The sequence below is a fragment of the Moheibacter stercoris genome (assembly GCF_040545805.1).
Taxonomy (GTDB): Bacteria; Bacteroidota; Bacteroidia; order Flavobacteriales; family Weeksellaceae; genus Moheibacter; species Moheibacter stercoris.
This window is the reverse complement of the sequence record NZ_JBEPMO010000006.1, coordinates 95,429-117,778: the sequence shown is the minus strand read 5'-3', so window position 1 is coordinate 117,778 and position 22,350 is coordinate 95,429. Positions and strand designations below refer to the sequence as shown.

25 protein-coding genes and 1 tRNA gene are annotated in these 22,350 nt (G+C 34.3%); 19 read left to right on the top strand and 7 right to left on the bottom strand.

Going from position 1 to position 22,350, the window contains the following annotated elements:
• Positions 1 to 16 precede the first annotated feature (16 nt).
• The 13 genes from ABID46_RS06970 to ABID46_RS06910 all read left to right on the top strand — a co-directional run bounded on the left by ABID46_RS06970 (position 17) and on the right by ABID46_RS06910 (position 12,292).
• Positions 17 to 562 (top strand): serine O-acetyltransferase, encoded by a 546-nt coding sequence (locus ABID46_RS06970; RefSeq protein ID WP_354508452.1) that lies wholly within the window; start codon positions 17 to 19, stop codon positions 560 to 562.
• Complete coding sequence (locus tag ABID46_RS06965; RefSeq protein WP_354508450.1) at positions 559 to 1,557, top strand: polysaccharide deacetylase family protein; 999 nt, start codon at positions 559 to 561, stop codon at positions 1,555 to 1,557. Before ABID46_RS06970 ends, ABID46_RS06965 begins: the two co-directional genes overlap by 4 nt.
• Positions 1,547 to 2,314 (top strand): formyl transferase, encoded by a 768-nt coding sequence (locus ABID46_RS06960; protein WP_354508448.1) that lies wholly within the window; start codon positions 1,547 to 1,549, stop codon positions 2,312 to 2,314. Before ABID46_RS06965 ends, ABID46_RS06960 begins: the two co-directional genes overlap by 11 nt.
• A gap of 6 nt (positions 2,315 to 2,320) precedes the next feature.
• Entirely contained in the window at positions 2,321 to 3,391 is a 1,071-nt protein-coding gene (locus tag ABID46_RS06955; protein ID WP_354508446.1) for a glycosyltransferase, read from the top strand.
• The gene (locus ABID46_RS06950) at positions 3,388 to 4,365 is read left to right on the top strand and encodes a glycosyltransferase family 2 protein (protein ID WP_354508444.1); all 978 of its coding nucleotides are present in this window, start codon (positions 3,388 to 3,390) and stop codon (positions 4,363 to 4,365) included. Before ABID46_RS06955 ends, ABID46_RS06950 begins: the two co-directional genes overlap by 4 nt.
• Positions 4,366 to 4,371: 6 nt before the next feature.
• Entirely contained in the window at positions 4,372 to 5,493 is a 1,122-nt protein-coding gene (locus ABID46_RS06945) for an EpsG family protein (protein ID WP_354508442.1), read from the top strand.
• Positions 5,483 to 6,253, top strand: coding sequence for a glycosyltransferase family 2 protein (locus ABID46_RS06940; protein ID WP_354508441.1), 771 nt, complete (start codon positions 5,483 to 5,485; stop codon positions 6,251 to 6,253). The genes ABID46_RS06945 and ABID46_RS06940 overlap by 11 nt, the downstream gene beginning before the upstream one ends.
• Positions 6,222 to 7,340 (top strand): glycosyltransferase family 4 protein, encoded by a 1,119-nt coding sequence (locus ABID46_RS06935; protein ID WP_354508439.1) that lies wholly within the window; start codon positions 6,222 to 6,224, stop codon positions 7,338 to 7,340. The genes ABID46_RS06940 and ABID46_RS06935 overlap by 32 nt, the downstream gene beginning before the upstream one ends.
• Positions 7,341 to 7,378: 38 nt before the next feature.
• On the top strand, positions 7,379 to 8,173 hold the full coding sequence (locus ABID46_RS06930; protein WP_354508437.1) for a polysaccharide biosynthesis/export family protein: 795 nt from the start codon (positions 7,379 to 7,381) through the stop codon (positions 8,171 to 8,173).
• A gap of 15 nt (positions 8,174 to 8,188) precedes the next feature.
• Positions 8,189 to 10,684: a GumC family protein gene (locus ABID46_RS06925; RefSeq protein WP_354508435.1), complete on the top strand. Its 2,496-nt coding sequence runs from the start codon at positions 8,189 to 8,191 to the stop codon at positions 10,682 to 10,684.
• On the top strand, positions 10,685 to 11,257 hold the full coding sequence (locus tag ABID46_RS06920; RefSeq protein WP_354508433.1) for a sugar transferase: 573 nt from the start codon (positions 10,685 to 10,687) through the stop codon (positions 11,255 to 11,257).
• Between the two features lie 189 nt (positions 11,258 to 11,446).
• Positions 11,447 to 11,881: an RrF2 family transcriptional regulator gene (locus ABID46_RS06915; RefSeq protein WP_354508431.1), complete on the top strand. Its 435-nt coding sequence runs from the start codon at positions 11,447 to 11,449 to the stop codon at positions 11,879 to 11,881.
• A gap of 12 nt (positions 11,882 to 11,893) precedes the next feature.
• Entirely contained in the window at positions 11,894 to 12,292 is a 399-nt protein-coding gene (locus ABID46_RS06910) for a group III truncated hemoglobin (RefSeq protein WP_354508430.1), read from the top strand.
• Here ABID46_RS06910 and ABID46_RS06905 read toward each other — a convergent pair.
• The 4 genes from ABID46_RS06905 to ABID46_RS06890 form a co-directional block, all read right to left on the bottom strand.
• Entirely contained in the window at positions 12,289 to 13,056 is a 768-nt protein-coding gene (locus ABID46_RS06905) for a DUF3667 domain-containing protein (RefSeq protein ID WP_354508428.1), read from the bottom strand. The genes ABID46_RS06910 and ABID46_RS06905 overlap by 4 nt on opposite strands.
• A gap of 99 nt (positions 13,057 to 13,155) precedes the next feature.
• Complete coding sequence (locus ABID46_RS06900; RefSeq protein WP_354508426.1) at positions 13,156 to 14,784, bottom strand: acyl-CoA carboxylase subunit beta; 1,629 nt, start codon at positions 14,782 to 14,784, stop codon at positions 13,156 to 13,158.
• Between the two features lie 109 nt (positions 14,785 to 14,893).
• Positions 14,894 to 15,478: an acyl carrier protein phosphodiesterase gene (locus tag ABID46_RS06895; RefSeq protein ID WP_354508425.1), complete on the bottom strand. Its 585-nt coding sequence runs from the start codon at positions 15,476 to 15,478 to the stop codon at positions 14,894 to 14,896.
• A gap of 33 nt (positions 15,479 to 15,511) precedes the next feature.
• Positions 15,512 to 15,961 carry a helix-turn-helix transcriptional regulator gene (locus ABID46_RS06890; protein ID WP_354508423.1) on the bottom strand — a complete coding sequence of 150 codons (450 nt, stop codon included), beginning with the start codon at positions 15,959 to 15,961 and terminating at the stop codon, positions 15,512 to 15,514.
• A gap of 326 nt (positions 15,962 to 16,287) precedes the next feature.
• Between ABID46_RS06890 and ABID46_RS06885 the strand changes: the two genes are divergently transcribed.
• The 3 genes from ABID46_RS06885 to ABID46_RS06875 are packed head-to-tail and all read left to right on the top strand — an operon-like array spanning position 16,288 to position 18,647.
• The gene (locus ABID46_RS06885) at positions 16,288 to 17,463 is read left to right on the top strand and encodes a M14 family zinc carboxypeptidase (RefSeq protein ID WP_354508421.1); all 1,176 of its coding nucleotides are present in this window, start codon (positions 16,288 to 16,290) and stop codon (positions 17,461 to 17,463) included.
• A 37-nt stretch (positions 17,464 to 17,500) separates the two neighbouring features.
• On the top strand, positions 17,501 to 18,043 hold the full coding sequence (locus tag ABID46_RS06880) for a hypothetical protein (RefSeq protein WP_354508419.1): 543 nt from the start codon (positions 17,501 to 17,503) through the stop codon (positions 18,041 to 18,043).
• A complete protein-coding gene (locus ABID46_RS06875) occupies positions 18,033 to 18,647 on the top strand; it encodes a DUF4230 domain-containing protein (RefSeq protein ID WP_354508417.1) in 615 nt (204 codons plus the stop codon). Before ABID46_RS06880 ends, ABID46_RS06875 begins: the two co-directional genes overlap by 11 nt.
• Here ABID46_RS06875 and ABID46_RS06870 read toward each other — a convergent pair whose 3' ends face one another.
• From ABID46_RS06870 to ABID46_RS06860, 3 genes are read right to left on the bottom strand one after another with little or no spacing between them, the layout of a single operon-like run.
• On the bottom strand, positions 18,648 to 20,234 hold the full coding sequence (locus tag ABID46_RS06870; RefSeq protein ID WP_354508415.1) for an ABC transporter permease: 1,587 nt from the start codon (positions 20,232 to 20,234) through the stop codon (positions 18,648 to 18,650).
• Positions 20,235 to 20,594 carry a 30S ribosome-binding factor RbfA gene (rbfA, locus tag ABID46_RS06865; protein WP_354508413.1) on the bottom strand — a complete coding sequence of 120 codons (360 nt, stop codon included), beginning with the start codon at positions 20,592 to 20,594 and terminating at the stop codon, positions 20,235 to 20,237.
• Positions 20,595 to 20,649: 55 nt separating this feature from the next.
• Complete coding sequence (locus ABID46_RS06860) at positions 20,650 to 21,123, bottom strand: T9SS type A sorting domain-containing protein (RefSeq protein ID WP_354508412.1); 474 nt, start codon at positions 21,121 to 21,123, stop codon at positions 20,650 to 20,652.
• Between ABID46_RS06860 and mce the strand changes: the two genes are divergently transcribed.
• From mce to ABID46_RS06845, 3 genes are all read left to right on the top strand, one after another.
• On the top strand, positions 21,106 to 21,513 hold the full coding sequence (mce, locus tag ABID46_RS06855; RefSeq protein WP_354508410.1) for a methylmalonyl-CoA epimerase: 408 nt from the start codon (positions 21,106 to 21,108) through the stop codon (positions 21,511 to 21,513). The two genes, ABID46_RS06860 and mce, sit on opposite strands and share 18 nt — an antisense overlap.
• Positions 21,514 to 21,712: 199 nt before the next feature.
• A tRNA-Ile gene (locus ABID46_RS06850) sits at positions 21,713 to 21,786 on the top strand.
• A 222-nt stretch (positions 21,787 to 22,008) separates the two neighbouring features.
• Positions 22,009 to 22,305, top strand: coding sequence for a hypothetical protein (locus ABID46_RS06845; protein WP_354508408.1), 297 nt, complete (start codon positions 22,009 to 22,011; stop codon positions 22,303 to 22,305).
• Positions 22,306 to 22,350: the final 45 nt, after the last annotated feature.

Sequence of the window (22,350 nt, the reverse complement as noted above, 5' to 3'; positions counted from 1 at the left end):
AGAATTTTATTACGAAATGCCAAGCCTATTACAACAAGATTATTATCGAAAAACAGGAAAATACGAATCTGTGACCTTGTGGAAAGTCTTGTTTGATCCTGGACTTTTGTTTTTGTATTTTTTACGTCATTCGCAACGAACTTCGGCCAAAAGCCCAATGGGCATCTTTTATCGATTAATGCTTCGACGCTATCAAGTGAAATATGGTTTCCAGATTTCTGCCAAAACCCAAATTGCTGGAGGATTGTATTTAGGTCATTGGGGAACGGTTGTAGTCAATCCCAAAGCGAAAATTGGCAAAAACTGTAACCTCGCGCACGGCGTCACAATCGGGCAAACCAATCGAGGCGATAAACAAGGTGTTCCCGTTATTGGCGATAATGTTTGGATTGGAACTAATTCGGTTATAGTCGGCGGAATTACCATTGGAAACAACGTCTTAATTGCACCAAATTCCTACGTTACTTCTGATGTAGAAGATGATTCGATTGTTGTGGGAAATCCAGCCCGAACAATGAAAAACGATAAGGCAACCGATGGTTATATAAACAATCAAATATGAGAATGGGAAAGGAATCGCAAGGATTATTTGTCATCTCACTTGATTTCGAACTCTTTTGGGGAATTCGTGATAAATTTAGTTTCCAAGAATATGGTCCCAATGTTTTAGGTGTTTGGGAAGTCATTCCGAAAATGTTGGATTTATTTGCGAAATACGATGTTCACGCAACTTTTGCAACGGTAGGAGCGATGTTTGCCGAGAATTTGCAGGAATTGAATCAATTTCTTCCTAAATTGAATCCTTCGTATCAAGATCAAAATTTATCTCCTTATAACGGATATATCGATGCATCCACTCAACATAATCCCAACTATTATTTCGGAAAGAAATTAATGGAAATGGTTCAGAAAGATGGTCGACACGAAATCGGTACGCATACCTTCTCGCACTATTATGGTTTGGAAGACGGACAAACCAAAGAAGAATTTGAATCCGATTTACAAGCTGCAATCAAAATAGCGAAATCGATGGGAATTGACTTGAAATCCTTTGTGTTTCCGCGTCATCAAATCAATCCAGACTATTTGGATGTATTTCCCAAAAACGGAATTGAAATTTACCGCGAAACTGAAAAAGCTTGGTTTCATTCGGCTGCAAAAGGTTCCGACGAAGGAATCCTAAAGCGCGCCATTCGATATTTGGATTATTTCATTTGTTTGGGTAATCAGCATTGCCAGGATTTAGCGGAAGTGAAAAAAGATAAGTTGTATCGAGTACGTGCTAGTCGATGGTTGCGACCTTACAAAGAATCGGAATCGAAATTTGATCGATTGAAAATTAGACGTATTAAAAATCAAATGACACATGCAGCCAAAAAAGGAAAAATATTCCATCTTTGGTTTCATCCGCACGACATCGGAATCAATCAAGAAATAAACTTTCAAATGCTAGAAGAAATTTTAAAGCATTTTGAAGAACTTCGTCAAAAATACCAAATGAAAGCTTGTCATATGGCGGAAGTCGTTGAATTATACAAAGAGAAATATGAGCGTTAGAGTTGTGATGTTAACGGGTCCAGCGATTTCTTCCAGATTTATGTACAATGGTCTGAAAGAGGATGTGAACATCGTTCAAGTGATTCGTGAAGTGCCTGTTCCGATGAAAACGATTATGAAGAATCGCGCAAAAAAATTGGGCTGGTTCAACGTTTTGGGACAAATTGCTTTTGGAAAACTGATTTTACCCATTTTGCGAACTTTTTCGAAAGACCAAAAAGAAAAAGTCATTCAGAAATTGGGATTAAGCGACGCCGAAATTTCTCCAGCTATTTTAAAAGATGTTTCCAGTGTCAATGCGCAAGAAACCATCGATATTTTGAAAGAAATCAATCCAGATGTGGTGATTGTCAACGGATGTCGAATTCTTTCCAAAAAAGTTTTATCGGCTGTTAATGCCGTATTCATCAATACTCACGAAGGGATTACACCAAGATATCGTGGTATTCACGGCGGTTATTGGGCATTGGTCAATCAGGATTTGGAAAATTGTGGCGTAACGGTTCATTTGGTCGATAAAGGTGTCGATACCGGCGGAATCTTGTATCAAGCGAGAATCCAACCCGAAAAGAAAGATAATTTTACGACTTATCCATATTACCAAACCGCAGCAGGAATTCCTTTGATGAAACAAGCGGTGATGGATGTTGAAAATAATTCAATTCAAATAAAACAGCCCGTATTGGAAAGTCAAATTTGGTATCATCCAACAATCTGGCAATATTTGTGGAATTTTCTGACCAAAGGAATTAAATAATAAACATTGAACCGACCTAAAAAAATATTCTTTTTACTTCCTGGCCTTACGTTTGGCGGTGCTGAACGGGTGATTTTTACCTTGTGCAATTACCTCAATCGTGAAGATTTTCAACCTTATTTGGTATTGTTCAATAAGGAAGGAATGCCATTGGAATTGTTGAAAGATGATGTGCAAGTTATCGATTTAAAAGTGGATCGAATTCGTTTTGCCATATTCAAAGTATTGCCATTAATCAGAAAAGAAAAACCGGATATTGTATTTGGCGGTTGGGGCGAAGTAAGTGCATTTTTGGCACCGTTTGTTCCGTTTTTTAAGAAAACCAAATTTGTGGCGCGTGAAACCAATGTCGTTTCGGAGCACGTCAAACGAAAGGAAATTCGATTTTTCTACAGGTTTTACAATAATTTCCATCAAATCATAGCCCAGTCAGATGATATGCAAAAGGATTTGGTTGAAAATATCAATATAGAACCTCGAAAAATTGTCAAAATCAATAATCCAGTTGATGTGGAATTTATTCAATCCCAAATGTTTTCGGATGAAAGGAAATTCAATTCATTGGTAAAAAATGTGGTAGCAATTGGAAATCTAACCGAACGAAAAGGATTTGATATGCTCTTAAATGTTTTTGCGCATTTGAAGGATGAAAATATTGAATTAACGATTTTAGGCGATGGTCGTGATCGAGACGAATTGATGCAACAAAAAGAAGAATTAGGATTGGAGAATGTTCATTTTGCAGGAATTCAGAAAAATCCTTATCCGTATTTGCAGCAAGCCGATTTATTTGTTTTGTCTTCACGTTACGAAGGATTTCCCAATGTTTTATTGGAATCGGGAGCTTGCGGAACCTATGCTTTAGCCAATGATTGTCCGGGTGGAATTCGCGAAATCATTCAAAAAGGAATCAATGGAGAAATTCATTCGATTGAAGATGCGGAAGGATTTGCTCAACGAGTGAAAAAATTGGTTCAATCTGAAAAGGATACAGAGTTAATCGTCAATAGTATACATTCTCGATTCTCTAAAGAAAAAATAATGGAAAAGTATAACCAAATATTGCGTGAATTATGAAAGTTTCGGTGATTGTTCCGGTGTATAATACAGCCGCATATTTGGAAAAATGTTTGGATTCTTTGGTCAATCAAACCTTGAATGAAATCGAAATCATTGTAGTCAATGATGGTTCACCCGATGATTCGCAGAAGATTATTGATCAATATGCTTCTAATTACTCGCAAATCAAAGCCTATCAGAAACCAAATGGCGGATTGAGCGATGCAAGAAATTTCGGTTTGGAAAAAGCCTCGGGAGAGTTTATTGGATTTGTCGATAGTGACGATTATGTTTCCCCCGAAATGTTTGAATCCCTTTACAAGAAAGCCATTGAACATTCTGCTGAGATTGTGTTATGTGATTTGGAAAAGGTAAATGAAAGGGGAGAAGCCTTCCGAGATTTGCCGCAATCGCCACAACTTCCAGAGAAAATTGCGTTGAAAAAGGATTTTACCATTTTTGGAGAAATGGCGTGTTTCGCTTGTAATAAATTATTCAAAAAGGAGTTATTTCAAGACTTAAAATTTAAAAAAGGTATTCATTTCGAGGATATTGAATTAATTCCGCAATTGGTTTTAAAATCCAGCATAATAGCCAAAATCAATCAGCCATTTTACAAATATTTTGAACGACAGGATTCGATTACCAAAACCCATACAAAAAAGGGATATGATATGTTTTTGGCAATTCAAAACGTAAAAGAAGCTTTTGATGCTAGCGAATATTCGAATTTTAAAGAGGATTTTGATCGTTTCTTTATGTTCCAAGGATATTATTCCTATTTGGCTTATGTAGCCTATGTGCAAGACAAAAATCTAAAAGCTGAAATGGTGGTAGAATTGGAAAAGCAAATGAAACTTTACGGAATTTCCAAAAAGCGAATTTTCAATTACCAACGATTTGCAAGAAATTATTTGTTTTCTTTGCCAATGAAGAAGCAAATCTTTTATTTGTTAAGTTTCATCAACCTAAAATTAATAAGACTGACCTAGGGAACAATGAGTTTTATCTATAACCTTATTGCGATTTTATTGATAGGATCCACTATTTATCAAGTAGTGAACGATACGCCTACCAATAAAAATTGGTTTAAAACCATCATAGTGATGATGATGTTTACAGCCGGATTGGCTTATGCGATAAGTCCTGACTGGTTGGCTTACTGGAATGCTTTTGAAGGTGCGGCCCAAACGGATTTTTCCGATATGGAATATATCATCATCATGTTTGATATGGAGCCTGGGTATATTTATCTCAATAAAATCGTCAGTACTGTTGGTTTGGGTTATGCGAGTTTTACCTTGCTAATAGCCATCATCGCATTGACTTTGAAGGGGAAAATGTTCTATAAGTACAGTCCCTATGCTTTTATGACGTTAATGATGTATTTCATTCCAACCTATTTGTTTGAAGAACACGTTCACGTTCGTCAAGGATTAGCCAATGCAATAATGCTCTGTTCGATTCCTTATATCATTGAACGGAAGTTATTCAAATTTTTACTCGTATTTGCCTTAGCTTTTATGTTTCACAAAGCTGTTGTACTATTTATATTCGCCTATTGGATTGTAAAAATTAAATTCAATAACACTTTAATAATTGTTTTAGTATCTGTGGCAATCATATCCAATTTAGTTGGATTAAATATGATAATTGATAGTATCGCACAATTCCTACCTTTTGGAGTAGCCGAAACCTATAATGATTACGCAAGTGAACTTTCCTCAGAAGGAGGTGTTTTAGGAGACATTGTGAAAATTATAACCGTTGCTATAATTTTGATTTTCAATAAGCAAGTTTCAGAAAAAGACGAGCTTTTTAGTTATTTTAGAAACATTTATATTTTTGGAGTAATTACCTATTTTTTCTTTGGTGGCGGAATTTTTGCGGCTAGATTACCTGGTTTTTTTACCGTTTATATCATTTTCGTAATACCTAGAATGGTTTATGCCCTTCGAGAAAATACCTCTGTAAAGAATTTTTTATTTATAGGATTTACAGTTTATTCTATTTTGCTTTATGGTAATTTCTACCGAAATTGGGGTGATCGCTCAGGGTTTGGGAATTATAATTCTGTTTTAAGTGAAAATGCTAGATATGGTTTTCTATATGAAGAATAATTTAATCTCTATAATAACGCCATGTTACAACTCTGAGAACTATATTGCGGAAACGATTTTGTCCGTATTAAATCAAACCTATGCCCATTGGGAATGGTGGATAATAGATGATTGTTCGCATGATAATTCGGTTCAAAAAATCAAAGAATTTAATGATCCAAGGATTCATTTAATAGTGTCAGAGGAAAATGTGGGTGCAGCTGAAGCGCGCAATATAGGCATTAGAAATGCAAAGGGAAGATTTATTACCTTTATTGATAGTGATGATGTTTGGTTGCCTCAATTTTTAGAAAAAGCTGTAAATTATTTAGTTGACAACAAGGAAGAATTAGTGTACGGTTCTTACAAGAGACATGATGAGAATTTAGAACCTTATTTGGAGGACTTTATAGCGGAAGATCATATTACCTATGATCGGATTTTATACAATTGTCCGATTCCCATGCTTACTTCCATGTATGATACCCAAAGAATTGGAAAAGTAGAAATACCCGAAGTGGATATGCGCGAGGATTACGCGATGTGGATTGAAATTTTGAGAAAAATTCCAGAAGCGCGTGCCATAAAGGAATCCTTGGCCATTTATCGAATTCGAAAAAATTCCTTTTCAAGAAATAAATTTTTAATCCTACAAAAGCAATTTAATGTATATTCTAAATATTTAGGTTTATCTTTGTTCCGATCAACTTATTACACCCTGCATTGGGCTTTCAACGGAATGAGAAAGTATGAAAAACTTAAGTTTAGAGGCAATCGCTAACTTTATTGGATATTCATCACTTTATTTAAAAGTTATCCTATCCTTTTTATTGAGCTTTTTGCTCACTTTTATTGCGATTCCAAAAATCATTCGAGTTTCCTATCGAAAACAATTAATGGACATTCCTGGAAGTCGAAGTTCGCATACGCGTAAAATACCTCGCTTGGGAGGAGTAGCCATTTATTTTGCGATTACAGTTGTTGCCAGTATCTTTTGTTTTGATATGCTCAGTAAAGTTATATTCTTTTCAGCAGCATTGGTATTACTATTTTTTATTGGCTTAATGGATGACTTATTGGTGGTGGCTCCACAGAAAAAGCTTTTTGCGCAAATTCTAAGTGCTTTGATGATTGTAGTAGGGTCAAATATACGTATCGAAAGCTTTTTTGGTTTATTTGGTATTTTTGAATTGCCTTATTGGATTAGTGTCTTTTTTACCATCTTTATTATCGTCTTGATTATCAATTCTTATAATTTAATTGACGGAATCGACGGTTTGGCGAGTGGAGTAGGAATTTTGATCTCCTTGAGTTTCGTTTTCATCTTTTTTAGATTGTATGATTATTCGATGGGATTTTTGGCCATCGCTATTTTGGGTTCACTTCTAGCATTTTTATATTTTAATCTCTCCAATCAATACAAAATTTTCATGGGCGATACAGGATCCATGGTAGTCGGTTATTTGATTGCATTTATGGCTATTAAATTCATTAGTTTATCCTCTATGCCTTGGGTGAAAATAGAAAGTGCTCCAATCATCGCAATTGCAATATTGATTATTCCATTGATTGATACTTTAAGTGTAATCATCATACGTTTAATGAAAAGAAAATCACCATTTACAGCCGACCAAAACCATATTCATCATCGAATATTGCGATTGGGATTTAATCATACAAAAACCACTTTGATTATTTGTGCTGCCAATGTATTATTAATTGTATTGGCTTATCAAATAAGACATTTTAATATCAGTTTAATGTTATTGATATTAATTTGTGCTGCCTTATTTTTATCCTATATGCCACTTGTGGTTAGTGAGTTTCTCAATAGAAGGAAGTTAGTACAACGTCAAAATTCAAATTAATCTTAAAAATAGTATATTTGCCACCTAAAATTAGAACCTTGAAGCCTAGATTTTTATACCTATTCATAGCGTCTTGTGTATTTTTTACTTTAGGATCATGCATTCCGTTAAAAGATGTAAAATACATTCAACCTGATCAAAAATTGAAGTTAAATGAAAATGGGATGATTGCTTTTAATCGACCAATTTATCATTTACAAGTGAATGATTTGATTAACATTAAAGTTTCGACTCGTAAAGGTGTTGAATTACAAGAATTATCAGATTATTCAACAAATGCCGATGCAATGAGTGGTGGGCAGAACACAATGGGTAAGGGTGTTAGAATCCAAGAAGATGGAAACATCGAATTACCTAGAATAGGTAAGATTTATTTATTGGGATTAAGTCTTGAAGAGGCAAGAGAAAAAATAGAAAGTGAATTTTATAAAATTTTTGAAGAATCTGCCGCTTATATTGAGGTGATTATGCCTGGTATTAACTTTACAATTGTTGGAGAAGCTGGTTCTGGGAATTACCACGTACCACAATATGATTTTAACTTGTTGGAAGCTTTTGCAATGGCAGGCGATTTAACACCTGTAGCCGATAGAAATAATATCCAGATTTTGCGCACAACACCAGAAGGAACTCAACGAGCGGTTGTAGATATAACACAAGAATCGGTGATGAATTCCGAGTATTTTTGGCTACAACCCAATGATATCATTATAGTCAATCCAAGAAGACAAAAACAATGGGGAATTGGGTTGAATCCTATTCAAACTGTTACAACTATTTTTGGAGGTATAACTGCTGTTATCGGTATTTATTTTTTCTTTAAAAATCTATAATCAATAGGAATTTTTATGGACCATAATCAACCATCTCATTCTACCAATTTAAAAAAGAAAAATTCCTTACTATTCTTTGAAATTGATCGATTTATTCCTCGACTTCTTAGAAATTGGGTGATTTATTTGTTATCCTTAATTTTTGCAATTTTTATTGCCTATTTTATCAATAATTATTATTTAGATCGCATGTATCAAGGGGATGCGACCTTTAATGTATCTTCAAAAAGTCAAGGAGGTAGTGATTTTGGAGGGAATTCCATTAACTTTATCTGGGGTGGATCTGGTGGGAAAACAGATATCCTTACTAAGGTTTTGGAATCCAGAACCCATGCCTTTGATGTAGCGAAGCGTATAGAAGCATACGTCGCTTATATGGAAGAAGGGACGTTAAAAAAATCTAATTCTCATCGAGATGCTTCACCTTTTATTGTGAAAGTAGATACAACGCATAATCAGATTGTGGGGGTTGAATTAGAAATAAGGAAAATTGATAATACGACATTTGAAATTAAACCAATTTCCAATCCATCTTCAAACTTACTTTACAATTATACAATGGACACGATTTTGGGAAAAAGCATTCCTGTTAAATTTCCTTCCAAAGGGAAATTTAGCGAATGGATAACTTCTGATCATTATCGATTTCAAATTTTAGAAGGTAAGAAATTCTTCAATCCAGAAGATAAATATTCTTTTGTATTAACCAATTTAGATCGTGCAGCATCAAGAGTTCAAAGTGGAATTCAAGTTAATGCATTAGGTAAAGGAAGTTCGATCTTATCAATTTCAAAAGTGTCCTATTCGCAAGAAGAGGCAATCGACGTTATCAATAATTCGTTGGAGCTTTTAAAGGAAAAAGAATTAAACGAAAAAAATCAAATGGCCATAAATACCTTAAAGTATATTGGTCAACAAATTGGTATTGCCAAAGCAAAAGTTGATAGTGCTTCTATTGAGTATCAAAATTTGCAAAAACGTGAAAATATTTATGATTTTGGTGGAGAAAAAGGTGACATTTTAGGAAACTTAAAGTCATTAGAGCTTGAAAAAGCTACGATGCAAGATAAAATCAATACGTTAAATTCTGTAAGTAATAATATTTATCAATCAGGAACTAAAGGAATGATTGACTTGCAGATTGTTGGTTTAAGCGAAGGGAATTTCGTTTCAGAGGTAAGTAATTTAAGAAGCCTTGAACAACAACGCGATGAATTAAAATTACTTTATAAATCTGGTACTAGAGAAATTTCTGAAATTGAAGCTAGAATAGCAGATTCAAAATCTGCTATCCAAGGTATGATCAATACATCAAAAAATAGACTTAACAAAGAATTAGGAGATATAAATACCAAAATAGGTCATTACAATTCCAGAGCTTACCAATTGCCTGAACAAGAAAAGAAGTTTTTGGATGTCGCTAGAGGATATGAGGTAAATGATGTACTCTACAACCAATTGCTTTCACAATATAGCCAAGCAGAATTATCTATAGCATCGACAGTTTCCGATGTAAATATTATCGATAAAGCGAAAAATTTAGGTCAAGCTCCCATATCGCCTAACAAAAGAGCGAATATGTTAACTGCGATACTTATTGCTTTAATTATTCCAACTATCTATTTATTGCTAAGAGAGATTTTTGATACAAAAATTAAGGGTATTCCAGATATTGTGAAATTAACCAACATTCCTTTTATCGGAACAATTGGAAATAATTCAGATAATAATCCTTTGGTTGTATTAGAAAGACCTAAATCAGGGATTTCAGAAGCTTTTAGAGCCATTAGAAGTAATTTGCAATTTCTTTATAAAAAGTCCAACAAAGATCCAAAGAAAACAATTTTGATAACATCTTCTGTCGGTGGAGAAGGAAAAACCTTTGTTTCGATGAATATGTCGACAATTTTGGCTGCAAGTGGGAAGAAAACCATTTTAATTGGAATGGATTTGCGTAAACCTAAAATTTTTGATGAATTTGAACTTTCAAACAAAAAAGGTCTATCCAATTATTTATCAGGGAATTCTACCAAAGAAGAAGTGATTCAAAATTCAAAAGTTCCCAATTTGGATGTTATTACAGGTGGTCCAATTCCGCCCAATCCTTCTGAACTTTTATTATCGGAAAATTTAAACGAATTAATCAATTCTTTGAAAGCCGAATACGATTACATTGTACTAGATACACCTCCAGTTTCCTTGGTTGCCGATGCTTATGATTTGATGCATTTTGCCGATGCAACACTTTATGTGACTCGTTTCGATTATACGTATCGAGGATTTGTGAAACGTATTTCCGATAAATACGATGAAGGTGAAGTTTCCAATATTGGAATCATCTTAAACGATTTTCAAGTCAAAGGAAGTTACGGATATGGTTATGGGTACGGATATGGCTACGGCTATGGTTATGGTTATGGCTATTTTGAGGAAGACGCGAATTATGACCCAAGTGTTATAGGACGTATCAAACGTATGATTGACATTCGAACGTATTTCAAAAAGCGTTAAATGTGGGCCAAATCCTTGTTTGATTATTGTTTAGCAATTTTATTACTTCCAATTTTATTGCCTATCATTATCATACTAGTAATGGTTGCTACGATTGATACAGGGAAATTTGGATTATTTTCTCAAGAACGAATCGGTAAAAATGGACAGGTTTTTTCTATCTATAAAATTCGTTCGATGAAAGGTAATTCTAATTCATTTGTAACGACACAAAAAACACATGAAATAACCAAGTTTGGAAATTTCATCAGAAATACCAAATTAGACGAAATGCCGCAACTTTTCAATATCCTATTGGGCGATATGAGTTTTGTAGGACCAAGACCCGATGTGAAAGGCTATGCCGATGTTTTAGAAGGGGAAAATCGTATTATTCTCGATGTAAAACCCGGAATTACAGGGCCAGCGCAAATTGCCTTTCGAAACGAAGAAGAATTACTGAATAACCAAGAAAATCCGCTAGAATACAACGACGAAGTAATTTGGCCTGAAAAGGTGAAAATCAACAAAGATTATGTTCAGAACCAAAGCGTTTGGTCGGATTTGAACTATATTTTCAAAACATTTTTTTGAATTCCTAAATTAATTATGATTCTTTAAACACCGTTAATTGATTGACTTACACTGAGATAATTTTCATCTTTTTTAATTCAAAACTAATGTGAACTTCCAATTTAAACTGCTGAAAATCATCTTGATTTAATTTAAGATAAATTTGTCTTAAATACAAATAACACTAACTTTGTATTTAAAACCAAGAAGATGTTTTCAAAATCCTGCGAATACGGCATCAAAGCGATCATTTACATTACCACGCAATCCTTGGAAGGTAGAAGGATTAAAGTAGGAGAGATTGCTGAAAATTCCGATTTACCACTTGCTTTTACAGCCAAGTTGCTCGGGATTTTGACCAAAGTAAACATCGTATTTTCCCAAACCGGTCCAAATGGGGGGTTCTACATAGATCCCGAAAGATTAAGGGAAATAAAACTCGAAGAAATTGTTTCGGCTATTGATGGAAATTCGGTTTATGAAGGTTGCGGACTCGGACTGAGTCATTGCGATGCTGAAAATCCCTGCCCACTTCACAATGATTTCATCAAAATCAGAACGGAACTGAAAACGATGTTGAAAACAACAACAGTATTTGATTTGGCAATGAAACTGAAATCGGGAGAATCGGTTTTGGTTCGATAAATTTTAAAGATTATGGAAGTAAAAAGAGATATAGAAAATCTGGAAGATGTAAAGAATTTGGTCGATACATTTTATGGAAGAGTTCGTCAGGATGAACTCATTGGTTATATTTTTGACGATGTGATTCAGGATCGCTGGCCGGAGCATTTGGAAAAGATGTACAGCTTTTGGCAAACGATTTTGTTGGGTGAGCACACTTATTCCGGGCGACCCTTTGTACCGCATATGAAATTGCCGGTGGAAAAAGAACACTTTGACCGCTGGCTCAAATTATTTTTTGGCACAGTAGATGAACTTTTTAAAGGTAAAAATGCAGAACTCGCCAAATGGCAAGGCAATCGTATGGCTGAAATGTTTCAAGTCAAAATCAATTATTTTCGAGCCAATCAACAAGAAAAACCTATTCTTTAATTTAGGATAACTTTAAAAATTGTAACCACTATTCCTGAAAAAATCGAAACAGCTAAATAAATAATGATGGCGTAAATAGCCATTAAAGTTGTTTTTCCTAAAAGTTGACCTATACTTAATTGTGGATAAAGTCCTTTATAAAACCAAATAATCAAAGGATATCCTAAGATTGTAGCTCCGAAACTAATCAAAAGATAAGTTTGAGGATCTTTGATGAAGTAAAGAATGGGAGAAATAATAAAAATTATCGCAATTGTATAAAGAACATAGAAAAACGAATTGATAATGACATGTTCAAAATAATTATGCCCTTGTTTTTTAAAGGCCAAATAGGAGCTGAGCGCAAAAAAAGGTAAAAATGACATGATGATCAATGTAGTGTAATTGTATAAAAACGCCGTGTAATTCTGCGAAAAAGTCTGATTGCCAGCTTCTTTGTAAGCTTCTTCGAAAAATGAAGTCATTACATCGCCCATATTCAATACCTTATAGGAGATGAAGGTAGAAATACCTGTTAAAACGAAAACCAGCAACAAAGGTTTGTAGTGATTGACACGATTTCCATCTAAATATTCTTTCGTAGTTTGTCCAGGCTTCGAAATGATTTTCTTTAAGGTATAGAAAAATCCTTTATTGGTATGGAGTAAGGTATATTGAATCTCATCTTTCAAGTAAGTAGCGTCAATTCGTTTGTATTTCTTCTGGCCACAATTCGGACAATAATTCAAATTGATTTCGTGCTGGCAATTTTGACAGATTTCCATATTTTCCCTAAACTTTGAACAAATATAAATCGAATATTTTCTTTAAAAAAAAGAGCCGAATGCTTTTCTTCGACTCTTGTTGTATTGAAAAAATAAATTTTAAGTTTGAATAACTCCCAAATTAAACGGTTTCTCAATAGGAGCGTGGTTGGCAGCTTCAATTCCCATTGAAATCCATTTACGCGTATCCAATGGATCAATTACTGCATCGGTCCAGATTCTTGCCGCAGCATAATAAGGACTTGTTTGAGCATTGTATTTCGCAGTGATTTCTTCCAATAATTCTGCCTTTTTCTTTTCGTCAATGACTTCCCCTTTGGCTTTTAATGAAGCTTCCTGAATTTGCAACAATACTTTTGCCGCTTGCTCACCACCCATTACCGCCAATTGAGCCGAAGGCCAAGCAAAAATCAATCTCGGATCGTAGGCTTTTCCGCACATAGCATAATTTCCAGCTCCATATGAATTTCCAATGATAACCGTAAATTTCGGAACCACTGAATTGGAAACCGCATTTACCATTTTTGCGCCATCTTTGATGATTCCTCCGTGTTCCGATTTCGAGCCCACCATAAAGCCCGTTACATCTTGCAAAAAGACCAATGGAATTTTCTTTTGGTTACAATTCGCGATAAATCTTGTGGCTTTATCCGCTGAATCCGAATAAATCACACCACCGAACTGCATTCCATCTTTTTTGGATTTTACGATTTTACGCTGATTGGCAACAATTCCAACGGCCCATCCATCAATTCGCGCATAACAACAAATCAAAGATTTCCCATAATCTCCTTTGTATTCATCAAATTCTGAATTGTCCACCAAACGTTTGATGATATCGTACATATCGTATTGCTCTGTACGACTTACGGGTAAAATTCCATAAATTTCTTTTTCATCTTCCGCTGGTTTTGCCGCTTCAATTCGATTAAAGCCTGCTTTATCGTAATCGCCAATTTTGCCCATAATGGATTTGATTCGATCCAAAGCATCTTGGTCATTTTTCGCTTTATAATCGGTTACGCCCGAAACTTCACAATGCGTAGTGGCACCTCCAAGGGTTTCGTTGTCGATGTCTTCTCCGATCGCGGCTTTCACCAAATAACTTCCAGCAAGGAAAATAGACCCGGTTTTATCCACAATCATCGCTTCATCGCTCATAATGGGTAAGTATGCACCTCCAGCAACACAACTTCCCATCACAGCTGCAATTTGTGTGATTCCCATTGAACTCATTATGGCATTGTTGCGGAAAATTCGTCCGAAATGTTCTTTGTCGGGGAAAATTTCGGCCTGCATTGGTAAATAAACACCTGCGCTATCTACTAAATAAATAATCGGCAATCGGTTTTCCATTGCGATTTCTTGCGCACGTAAATTCTTCTTTCCCGAAATAGGAAACCAAGCTCCAGCTTTAACGGTTGCATCATTTGCAACAACTATACATTGTTTTCCAGATACATATCCAATTACTACTACGACTCCCGCGCTAGGACATCCTCCTTCTTCTTCATACATTTCGTATCCGGCAAAAGCACCAATTTCAACAGAAGGTTTCCCTTTATCCAATAGATATTCCACACGCTCTCTTGCGGTTAGCTTTCCTTTCTCCTTGTATTTCTCAATTCGTTTAGCTCCACCACCTAAATGTATTTCTGCTAATCGTCTCTTCAAATCGGAAATTTGAAGTTTATTTTTATCTTCTCTTTGATTGAAAAGTAAATCCATCGTTTTTCATATTTGATGGCTAAAAATACGATATTAAGAGGAATTCCAAAATTTGTGACTACCTATTTTCTAGAATTTATTGGATGGTATTTTTAGAAATTCTAAAAAATTAAGAATTCGAAATAAAATTTTGACAATGTTGAATTAATTCAGGGAAAAAAGCCTGAAATTCCTGATCGAGTTCTTCGTAATTCTCTTCAATTTCCTTGACCGATGAACCAATGTTATTTTGAAACTTACTTCTTTGGCTGATTCCATTTAAGGTTTTGCCGATTCCTTCCAGACTTTGATAATTATGAAACCAATCATAATCCAAAAGGTGTTTCATGATGTATTGTAATTTGGGCGGGAATTCATCAAAATGCATTCGGAAGAGCTGATAGGCATTTTCTGTAAATTCCTCAAAGTCTAAATCTGTAAAGCGATGCCAATTTTTGATTAAATAATAATCATAGACCACATCGACAATGATGGGCGCGTATTTCCCGTATTTATCGTGAAATTTTTTGGAACTTTTTTTAACAATCTCGTGCGCATCTGTAAAAGTGTCGATGGAACGATGAAGTAGAATTCCTTTTCGTAGATCTCCCGTAAAATTTTCGAAATCTTTTCCTCGAACGATTTCTCCATATAAATTTCCAAGCTGTAAGTCAGCATTTTGAAAAGACAAAAATTGATGCGCTAAATAATTCATTTATCCCTCTAATATACGGGATTTTTTGAATTTTTAATCGATCGGATTGAATTCTTCAAAACTTCCATCGCTATAAAATAATAGGGTTTTGATCAACTTTCTTTCGGTAGAAATTTCTGAATCTAGTTTTTGAGATTCATTAAGACTTTCATTGGAGTTGTTTTCTGATGAAATTTCCAATTTTGAGCCTTCTTCAATAGAATCAAATAGAGTAGGAAAGGAGCTAGTTGAAGTTTCCTGAATTTCTTTTTCGGGCAAAATTTCCTCTGAAATTTCTTCTTTTTCGATTCCAAAAACCAACCAATCGGTATCAATTTCAGGAAATGCTTGTTTGATTTTAATCAAAAATTCCAAACTCGGTTTATTTCGTCCCGATGTGATATGAGAAATTGCTGATCGTTGCACGTCAATTTTGTCGGCAAATTCAGAGGGTGTGAGTCCCGATTTTTCGAGAATTTCTATGATGCGATTTTTTACGTCCATTTTACAAAGGTAAACAGAAAATTTACATTTCAAAATCGACTGAAATTCCCTAAAACTGCCAAATCTACTTAAACTAGAATTGAATTAATAGTTTAGTTTAAGAAATATAAATAACTGAAAAATAATATTATAAGTTATAATTTTATATTTATAATAAAAAACATCCTCATATGGGTCAATATGTCAGTCTTTATTATTTACAATTGTAAATTACAAATGTAAATTGCGTTTCAATGCTTCATTTCAGGGCTTTTTAGAAATTTTTCAAGGGAAGTTTCATTGAAAAAAAATAAATCGCTTAAATCGCTTTAAAATGAATTTTTAAAATGATGTATCTTCGTTCAATGGAATTATTGCGCATTTTCGAGGAGAATTATGAAAAATTTCGAGTTTTAGGATTCGATTCCAAATATTTACCTTATTTGAAGCTTCGATCTTATTTGGATCAAAAAAACTATCCGAAAAATTTAATTGGAAAATCATTCTTAGGAAATGAAATTTATTCACTTTCCATTGGGAAAGGTCCAATCAAAGTTTTGGCTTGGTCACAAATGCACGGCAACGAAGCGACAGGTACACGTGCGATGTTAGACGTTTGGGAATTTTTACTTTCCGATTTGGAATGGAGTAAAAAGATTTTGGACAAAATAAGCTTTCATTTTGTGCCGATGCTCAATCCGGACGGTTCTACTCAATATACGCGCAGAAATGTATGTGGGATTGATTTGAACAGAGATTTTCTGCAAGAAGCCTCACCAGAAATTCGGGTTTTAAAGAATGTGGTAACAGAAGTTAATCCGCAGTTTTTGTTCAATTTACATGATCAACGTTCCATTTTCAATGTAGGAACTACAAAAGAACCTGCAACTTTGGCTTTTTTAGCGCCTTCCTTTGAAGAAAGTAGAGCACTAAATGATCAACGAATTGCTTCAATGGCTGTGATTGATCATATGGCAAATGGATTGAATCAAGTCATTCCGAATAAAATCGCGCGCTTTTCTGATGAATTTTATCCGACTTCTACGGGAGACAACTTTATGAAAATGGGGTATTCGACCATTTTATTTGAAGCGGGTCATTTTCCGATGGATTACAACCGAGATCAAGTTCGCAAGTTCAATGCTTTGGCTATTTTATTGGCTTTGGATCGTATTTCAGAGTCAAGTCCATATGAAATCGGGGAATATTTGAGCATTCCAGAGAATAATAAAAAGTATTTGGACGTGATTTTGCGCAATGTGAAAGTTCAATCCAATGAATTTGAATCGGTTTTGGATATAGGAATTTATTTCGAAGAGAAATTGAATACGAAAACTCAAGAAATTGAATTTTTGGGACGAATTGAAGAAATAGGCGATTTATCGGCTTATTTTGGACATATTGACATCGATAAAAAAGGCAAAAATTACATTGGGAAAAGCTCCATTTTCCCTATTATAGGTGAGTTTGCTGACTTTTCGGTGGGTGCTTATCATTTCGAAAAAGGGAAATTATTGAACTGATGTTTTATTTTTATCTTTGCTGCTTCAAAACCATAAAATGAAGAAATACCTAATCCTTTTGTTAATTTCCTTTGCATTTCTAAGTTGTGAAGGACCTTATATTTTTAATCGCGTGGTAAAAAAGGCAGATGGCGATAAAATGCTTCTTGGTGGTGTAGACCGTGAAGTCTTTGCCAAAGAACCTTTCTCTACTTGGTTTTTTACGGAGTACGATTCCTATCAACCCAATGAAGCGATGGTAAAAGATTTCAAATCGAAAATAAAAAAGTACAGAATTGAGGTGTTTTTGGGCTCATGGGATGATGCTTCCAAAAAAGAATATCCGAGATTGTTAAAAATTTTAGATGCAGCAAAATTTCCGACCAAACGGATAACTACTTATGCTGTAAATGAAAACTTAAAGAGTTTTTATGGGGAAGAAGGCGGAAAGGACATTCAGCACTTGCCGACAATAATTTTTTATAGAGGTGGAGATGAGATTGGTAGGATTGTTGAATCACCAGTTTCAGGATCCTTGGAAGAAGATATTCTAATGATTGTCAATGGGGTTCCTCTAACACCTAATTATTTTGAAGATTAAAAAATACCTTTATTTAGCTGCAGGACTTCTTGCTGGAATTTTAATTACGTACTTTTTGATGAAGCAATTTCAAATGGATTCTTCATCCAATGAATCCCATGTAATTGCCTACGAAATCCAGAAAATGAATAAAATGATTGTGGCTGAACAAACATTTTCAGATGTTTATTCGCATAAAAACAGTCGGTATATTCCTGGATTGAAAGATTATTTTAGTTTCGACAAAAAAGTTTTGTTATTGGTCAATGCCAAGGTTCAAGCTACGTATGATCTAAGTAAATTGTCAGTGGAAATTGATTCAACCAACCAGAAAATCATTATTCAAAAAGTTCCCGATTTAGAAATTCAAACCTTTCCAGATGTGAAATTTTATGATTTGGAACAAAGTAGTTTAAATTCGTTTTCAAAAGATGAATTAAACCAAATTCAATCCAACGCAATCCAACACATAGAAAAATCCATAGATCAAGAAAAGTTGAAAAAACAAGCTCATGCCCAATTGATTGATAATTTGGGGAATTTGTACTTATTAGGAAAAGCTTATGGATGGGAAATTGTCGATCAAACGCCTTATGCAAAAGAGTTGGAATTAAAATTCAAATAATTAAGAAGGTAATTTCCTTGAAACCATATAGGAAACACCAGCTCCAATGATCAATACAGTTGCAGTAACGGTTATATAATTCAATAGAGTGAATTCAAATGGGAATGCAACGAAAGAATTGGCCATAACCAATTGAAATTTATTTTGCAAAAGTCCGATAATTGATCCCAGAGTTAATCCAAACAGAATAGAAGAAAACGTAATCAGCAAGCCAGTTTGAAAGAAGATTTGTTTGATATGTGAACGTTGCATACCAAAACTCCACATGGTTTTAATTTGTACTTTTTTATCAATGATGATAATGATGATGGCTCCAGCCAGATTAAAACACGCAATGATGATGACCAAAGTGAAAATTAAATAGATAATTAAATTTTCTACATTCATTACTTTTATAAAGGTTGCATCTAAATCTTGTCGCGTTTGTACGACGACTTTATCGCCCAATTCTTTTTGTAAAGCAGCTTTGGCTGAATTCTGGGAAATGCCAGGTTTTAATTTTAGTTCCAAACTATAAGCGGAATTTGGAGGTAATTCCAATAATATTTGAGTTAATTCGATCGGCGATAAAATATATTTATCATAGGAATCATTGATATACGTAACCCCAATTGGATTTGCTACAGCGCTATTAAATGCCTCCGTTTCCGAAGTAATCATTCCAGTACCAGGTTTCGGCATGCGAAGTCTTGCCGAATTATAGCGGTCAATATACATTTGCAAGCGTCTTGCAACCCCTTCAGACGCAATGATTTCATAAGGTGATTGGAAATTAAAATAGCTGCCATGCTGAATGAGTGTATCCAAACGAACAACCTTGTTATAATGTTCATCGATTCCTTTGATGTAGGCGATATCTTCTTTGTCACCAAACTCAATCGAAACCTTTTCCTCAATTACTTTTGAAAAGGATTCTATCGATGGATTTTGCGTTAATTTTTGGGTTAAATTGTCAATATCGGACAATGTTTTACCTTTTGCCGACGAAATTTTCAAATCGGGATTAACATTGCTGAAAAACTGCAAATTCATTTTTTCTAATCCCGAAAAGACCGAAAGAATAATGAATAGGGACGTCGTAGCAATCGTAATGGCGAAAACGGCAATCGATGTGATGATGTTGACTCCTGTGATTCTTCTTTTGGAAAGAAGAAAGGATAAAAAGCCAAAGATCAATGACAGAAGCGCAGATGAAATTAAAATTAAAATCACGCAATTCCCAATAAGCGAATTGTTCAAATCAAAAAAGATCAAAGCACCTGCTAAAGCTACTGATAAGACAGCTACCACAAATGCTACAAGCAATTTCGATTTTTGCTCAAGTCGAACCAAGGTTTTGTTGAAAATATAATAAATGGAAAAGGATTGCAGGAATAAATAAAGAAACATAATTCCATATACAATCAAATTTTCCTTCAATCCCATCATTTGGCGAGGAAATAACAATTGCTGAATCAACTTAAAAGAAGAATCACCAATGTAGATAAGCGTTCCCACTAGAAAAGACGTGATCGCAATAAGAAGCATACTTATCAAAAGCGTGTTCGTATTGTATCGTTTTGCTATGTAGAGGGAAACATTTTTCATTTACAGAATAGGATTATTTCCTTCTCCTTTCAATGCTTTATCAATTTTCTCAATTTCATCCAGCGTCGTATCCAAATAGAACAACAATTCTGGTGTGATACGCATGGTTTTGGCTGCCGTTTTGGCAATCATTGAACGGTATTGAGGTGCTTTTTCCTTGATTTGTTTGATGATTGTTTCTTTGTCAGTATTTGGGAAAATACTGATGTAAATTTTGGCAATCGACAAATCTGGAGAAACATTGACATCGGTTACGGTTAATAATTTACCCGGATATAATTCTAATGCTTCCTTTCTAAAAATTTCTGATAATTCTTCTTGAAAGATGTTTGATACTTTTTTCTGACGATTTGTTTCCAAAATGTTACTGAATTTACTTTTAGCAAAATTAAGGATTTTTTTTGAGGTCGAAATTTTAATGTTTGATCAGTTTCTTTTGAAATACTTGGCCATTGGCTAATTCTACCATTGCGATGTAAGTTCCCATAGAGAAATTTTTGATCGAAACTTTTGATTCATTAGATGTTTCCAAAAATTTCTTTCCTTGTAGATTGTAAATCTGAATCTTTGCCACTTCTGATTTTGAATCAATATGTTGAATATCTTTTGTTGGATTCGGATAAATTCGAATTTCCTGAGTCAAACTTGCATCATAGGTTTTTAAAATATTGTTGTTTTCATCATAAAATGTTAGCCAATTGTCTGTTGAAAATCCCAATAATTTATATCCGCCAAATTCTAAATCGTAGGTAGCAGGATGTATTTTGATTAAATCTCCAATTGAGCCATCAAAAAAGAAAATCCCATGAAAAGAACTGCAGAGTAAATGTTTTTCATATTTTTGATTTTTAAGTTTTTCAAGATAAAAATAATGATAAAAATTGAACATTTAGGCATCGCAGTGAAAGATCTTGGGGTTTCCAATGAATTGTTTTCTAAATTATTAGGAAAAAATCCATACAAAGAAGAGACTGTAGAAGGTGAAGCGGTAAAAACTTCTTTTTTTGAAATTGGAGAATCCAAAATTGAATTATTGGAAGCGATGAATGAAAACTCAGCAATAGCCAAATATTTAGACAAAAATAGAGAAGGAATTCATCATATAGCGTTTGGTGTTGATAATTTGGAAGCTGAAATTCAGCGCTTAAAGGCTGAAGGATTTGAATTTATCAATGAAACACCCAAAGAAGGAGCCGACAATAAATGGGTTGTGTTTCTTCATCCAAAAACTACCAATGGAGTTTTGGTGGAATTATGTATGGACAGAAAAATTTTGTAGAATTCAACAGATTGTTGTAAAATTGCACTCCCGAAAACGATTGAGCGTGATTCGATTCTCTAAATTCTCTTAACGGAATTAAGGAAGGGTCCTATAGCTCATCCCGACAAATTCGGGAGTTTAGAGCACCTGACTCTCCCGATAGCTATCGGGACAGGTGGATTAAAAAAAAAGAGAAGTTCAATTAATTAAAAATATTGGTCCTATAGCTCAGTTGGTTAGAGCACCTGACTCATAATCAGGTGGTCCTTGGTTCGAGCCCAAGTGGGACCACAATTAAATTAAAGCACTTACAGAAATGTAGGTGCTTTTTTTGTGCGATTTTGTAAGATTTTGCGAAAATGATGAAAAATGAATTGAAATTTTAAATGGGATTTTCACTATTCGTTTGAGCTTATTTAATCGATCTTTCTCAAATATATTTTAAATTCTTCTAAAACGCCACTAAATGACGTTATGCAATCTTAGTTTTGATTCAAATTAAAATTCATAGCCATGAAACAGTACACAAATCAAACCGCCACTAGCCAAGAAGGAGTTATGATGACCGCACAACTATCCTTTGACGAAATTCCTTGTATTTACCAAGTTTGGAAAAAAGATGAAATGCAATCAGACGTGCTCATCATCGATTCAGAAGAATTGGAATTGTTGCAAAAAGAGGAGATTGAAACTTGGTTTAGAACCTTGCATTTAATCTCGGATCCAATTAACAATCCAGAAGTAGTCATCAACCAAAATTCAAAAGATCAGAAAACCTATATCAATTTTAATTTTGAATTGGTTCGATAAATCAATAGATAAAAAAAACCGAAGCCAATGACTTCGGTTTTTTTA

Excerpts from the sequence above, each read along its gene's own strand:
- ABID46_RS06945 (WP_354508442.1), top strand. The coding sequence starts at position 4,372 with ATGAGTTTTATCTATAACCTTATTGCGATTTTATTGATAGGATCCACT.
- ABID46_RS06950 (WP_354508444.1), top strand. The coding sequence starts at position 3,388 with ATGAAAGTTTCGGTGATTGTTCCGGTGTATAATACAGCCGCATATTTG.
- ABID46_RS06905 (WP_354508428.1), bottom strand. The coding sequence starts at position 13,056 with ATGGAAATCTGTCAAAATTGCCAGCACGAAATCAATTTGAATTATTGT.
- ABID46_RS06960 (WP_354508448.1), top strand. The coding sequence starts at position 1,547 with ATGAGCGTTAGAGTTGTGATGTTAACGGGTCCAGCGATTTCTTCCAGA.
- ABID46_RS06845 (WP_354508408.1), top strand. The coding sequence starts at position 22,009 with ATGAAACAGTACACAAATCAAACCGCCACTAGCCAAGAAGGAGTTATG.
- ABID46_RS06860 (WP_354508412.1), bottom strand. The coding sequence starts at position 21,123 with ATGTTCAATTTTTATCATTATTTTTATCTTGAAAAACTTAAAAATCAA.
- ABID46_RS06900 (WP_354508426.1), bottom strand. The coding sequence starts at position 14,784 with ATGGATTTACTTTTCAATCAAAGAGAAGATAAAAATAAACTTCAAATT.
- ABID46_RS06880 (WP_354508419.1), top strand. The coding sequence starts at position 17,501 with ATGAAGAAATACCTAATCCTTTTGTTAATTTCCTTTGCATTTCTAAGT.
- ABID46_RS06935 (WP_354508439.1), top strand. The coding sequence starts at position 6,222 with ATGAAAAACTTAAGTTTAGAGGCAATCGCTAACTTTATTGGATATTCA.
- ABID46_RS06915 (WP_354508431.1), top strand. The coding sequence starts at position 11,447 with ATGTTTTCAAAATCCTGCGAATACGGCATCAAAGCGATCATTTACATT.
- ABID46_RS06925 (WP_354508435.1), top strand. The coding sequence starts at position 8,189 with ATGGACCATAATCAACCATCTCATTCTACCAATTTAAAAAAGAAAAAT.
- ABID46_RS06885 (WP_354508421.1), top strand. The coding sequence starts at position 16,288 with ATGATGTATCTTCGTTCAATGGAATTATTGCGCATTTTCGAGGAGAAT.
- ABID46_RS06895 (WP_354508425.1), bottom strand. The coding sequence starts at position 15,478 with ATGAATTATTTAGCGCATCAATTTTTGTCTTTTCAAAATGCTGACTTA.
- ABID46_RS06965 (WP_354508450.1), top strand. The coding sequence starts at position 559 with ATGAGAATGGGAAAGGAATCGCAAGGATTATTTGTCATCTCACTTGAT.
- ABID46_RS06920 (WP_354508433.1), top strand. The coding sequence starts at position 10,685 with ATGTGGGCCAAATCCTTGTTTGATTATTGTTTAGCAATTTTATTACTT.
- ABID46_RS06940 (WP_354508441.1), top strand. The coding sequence starts at position 5,483 with ATGAAGAATAATTTAATCTCTATAATAACGCCATGTTACAACTCTGAG.
- ABID46_RS06870 (WP_354508415.1), bottom strand. The coding sequence starts at position 20,234 with ATGAAAAATGTTTCCCTCTACATAGCAAAACGATACAATACGAACACG.
- mce (WP_354508410.1), top strand. The coding sequence starts at position 21,106 with ATGATAAAAATTGAACATTTAGGCATCGCAGTGAAAGATCTTGGGGTT.
- ABID46_RS06910 (WP_354508430.1), top strand. The coding sequence starts at position 11,894 with ATGGAAGTAAAAAGAGATATAGAAAATCTGGAAGATGTAAAGAATTTG.
- ABID46_RS06890 (WP_354508423.1), bottom strand. The coding sequence starts at position 15,961 with ATGGACGTAAAAAATCGCATCATAGAAATTCTCGAAAAATCGGGACTC.
- ABID46_RS06970 (WP_354508452.1), top strand. The coding sequence starts at position 17 with ATGCCAAGCCTATTACAACAAGATTATTATCGAAAAACAGGAAAATAC.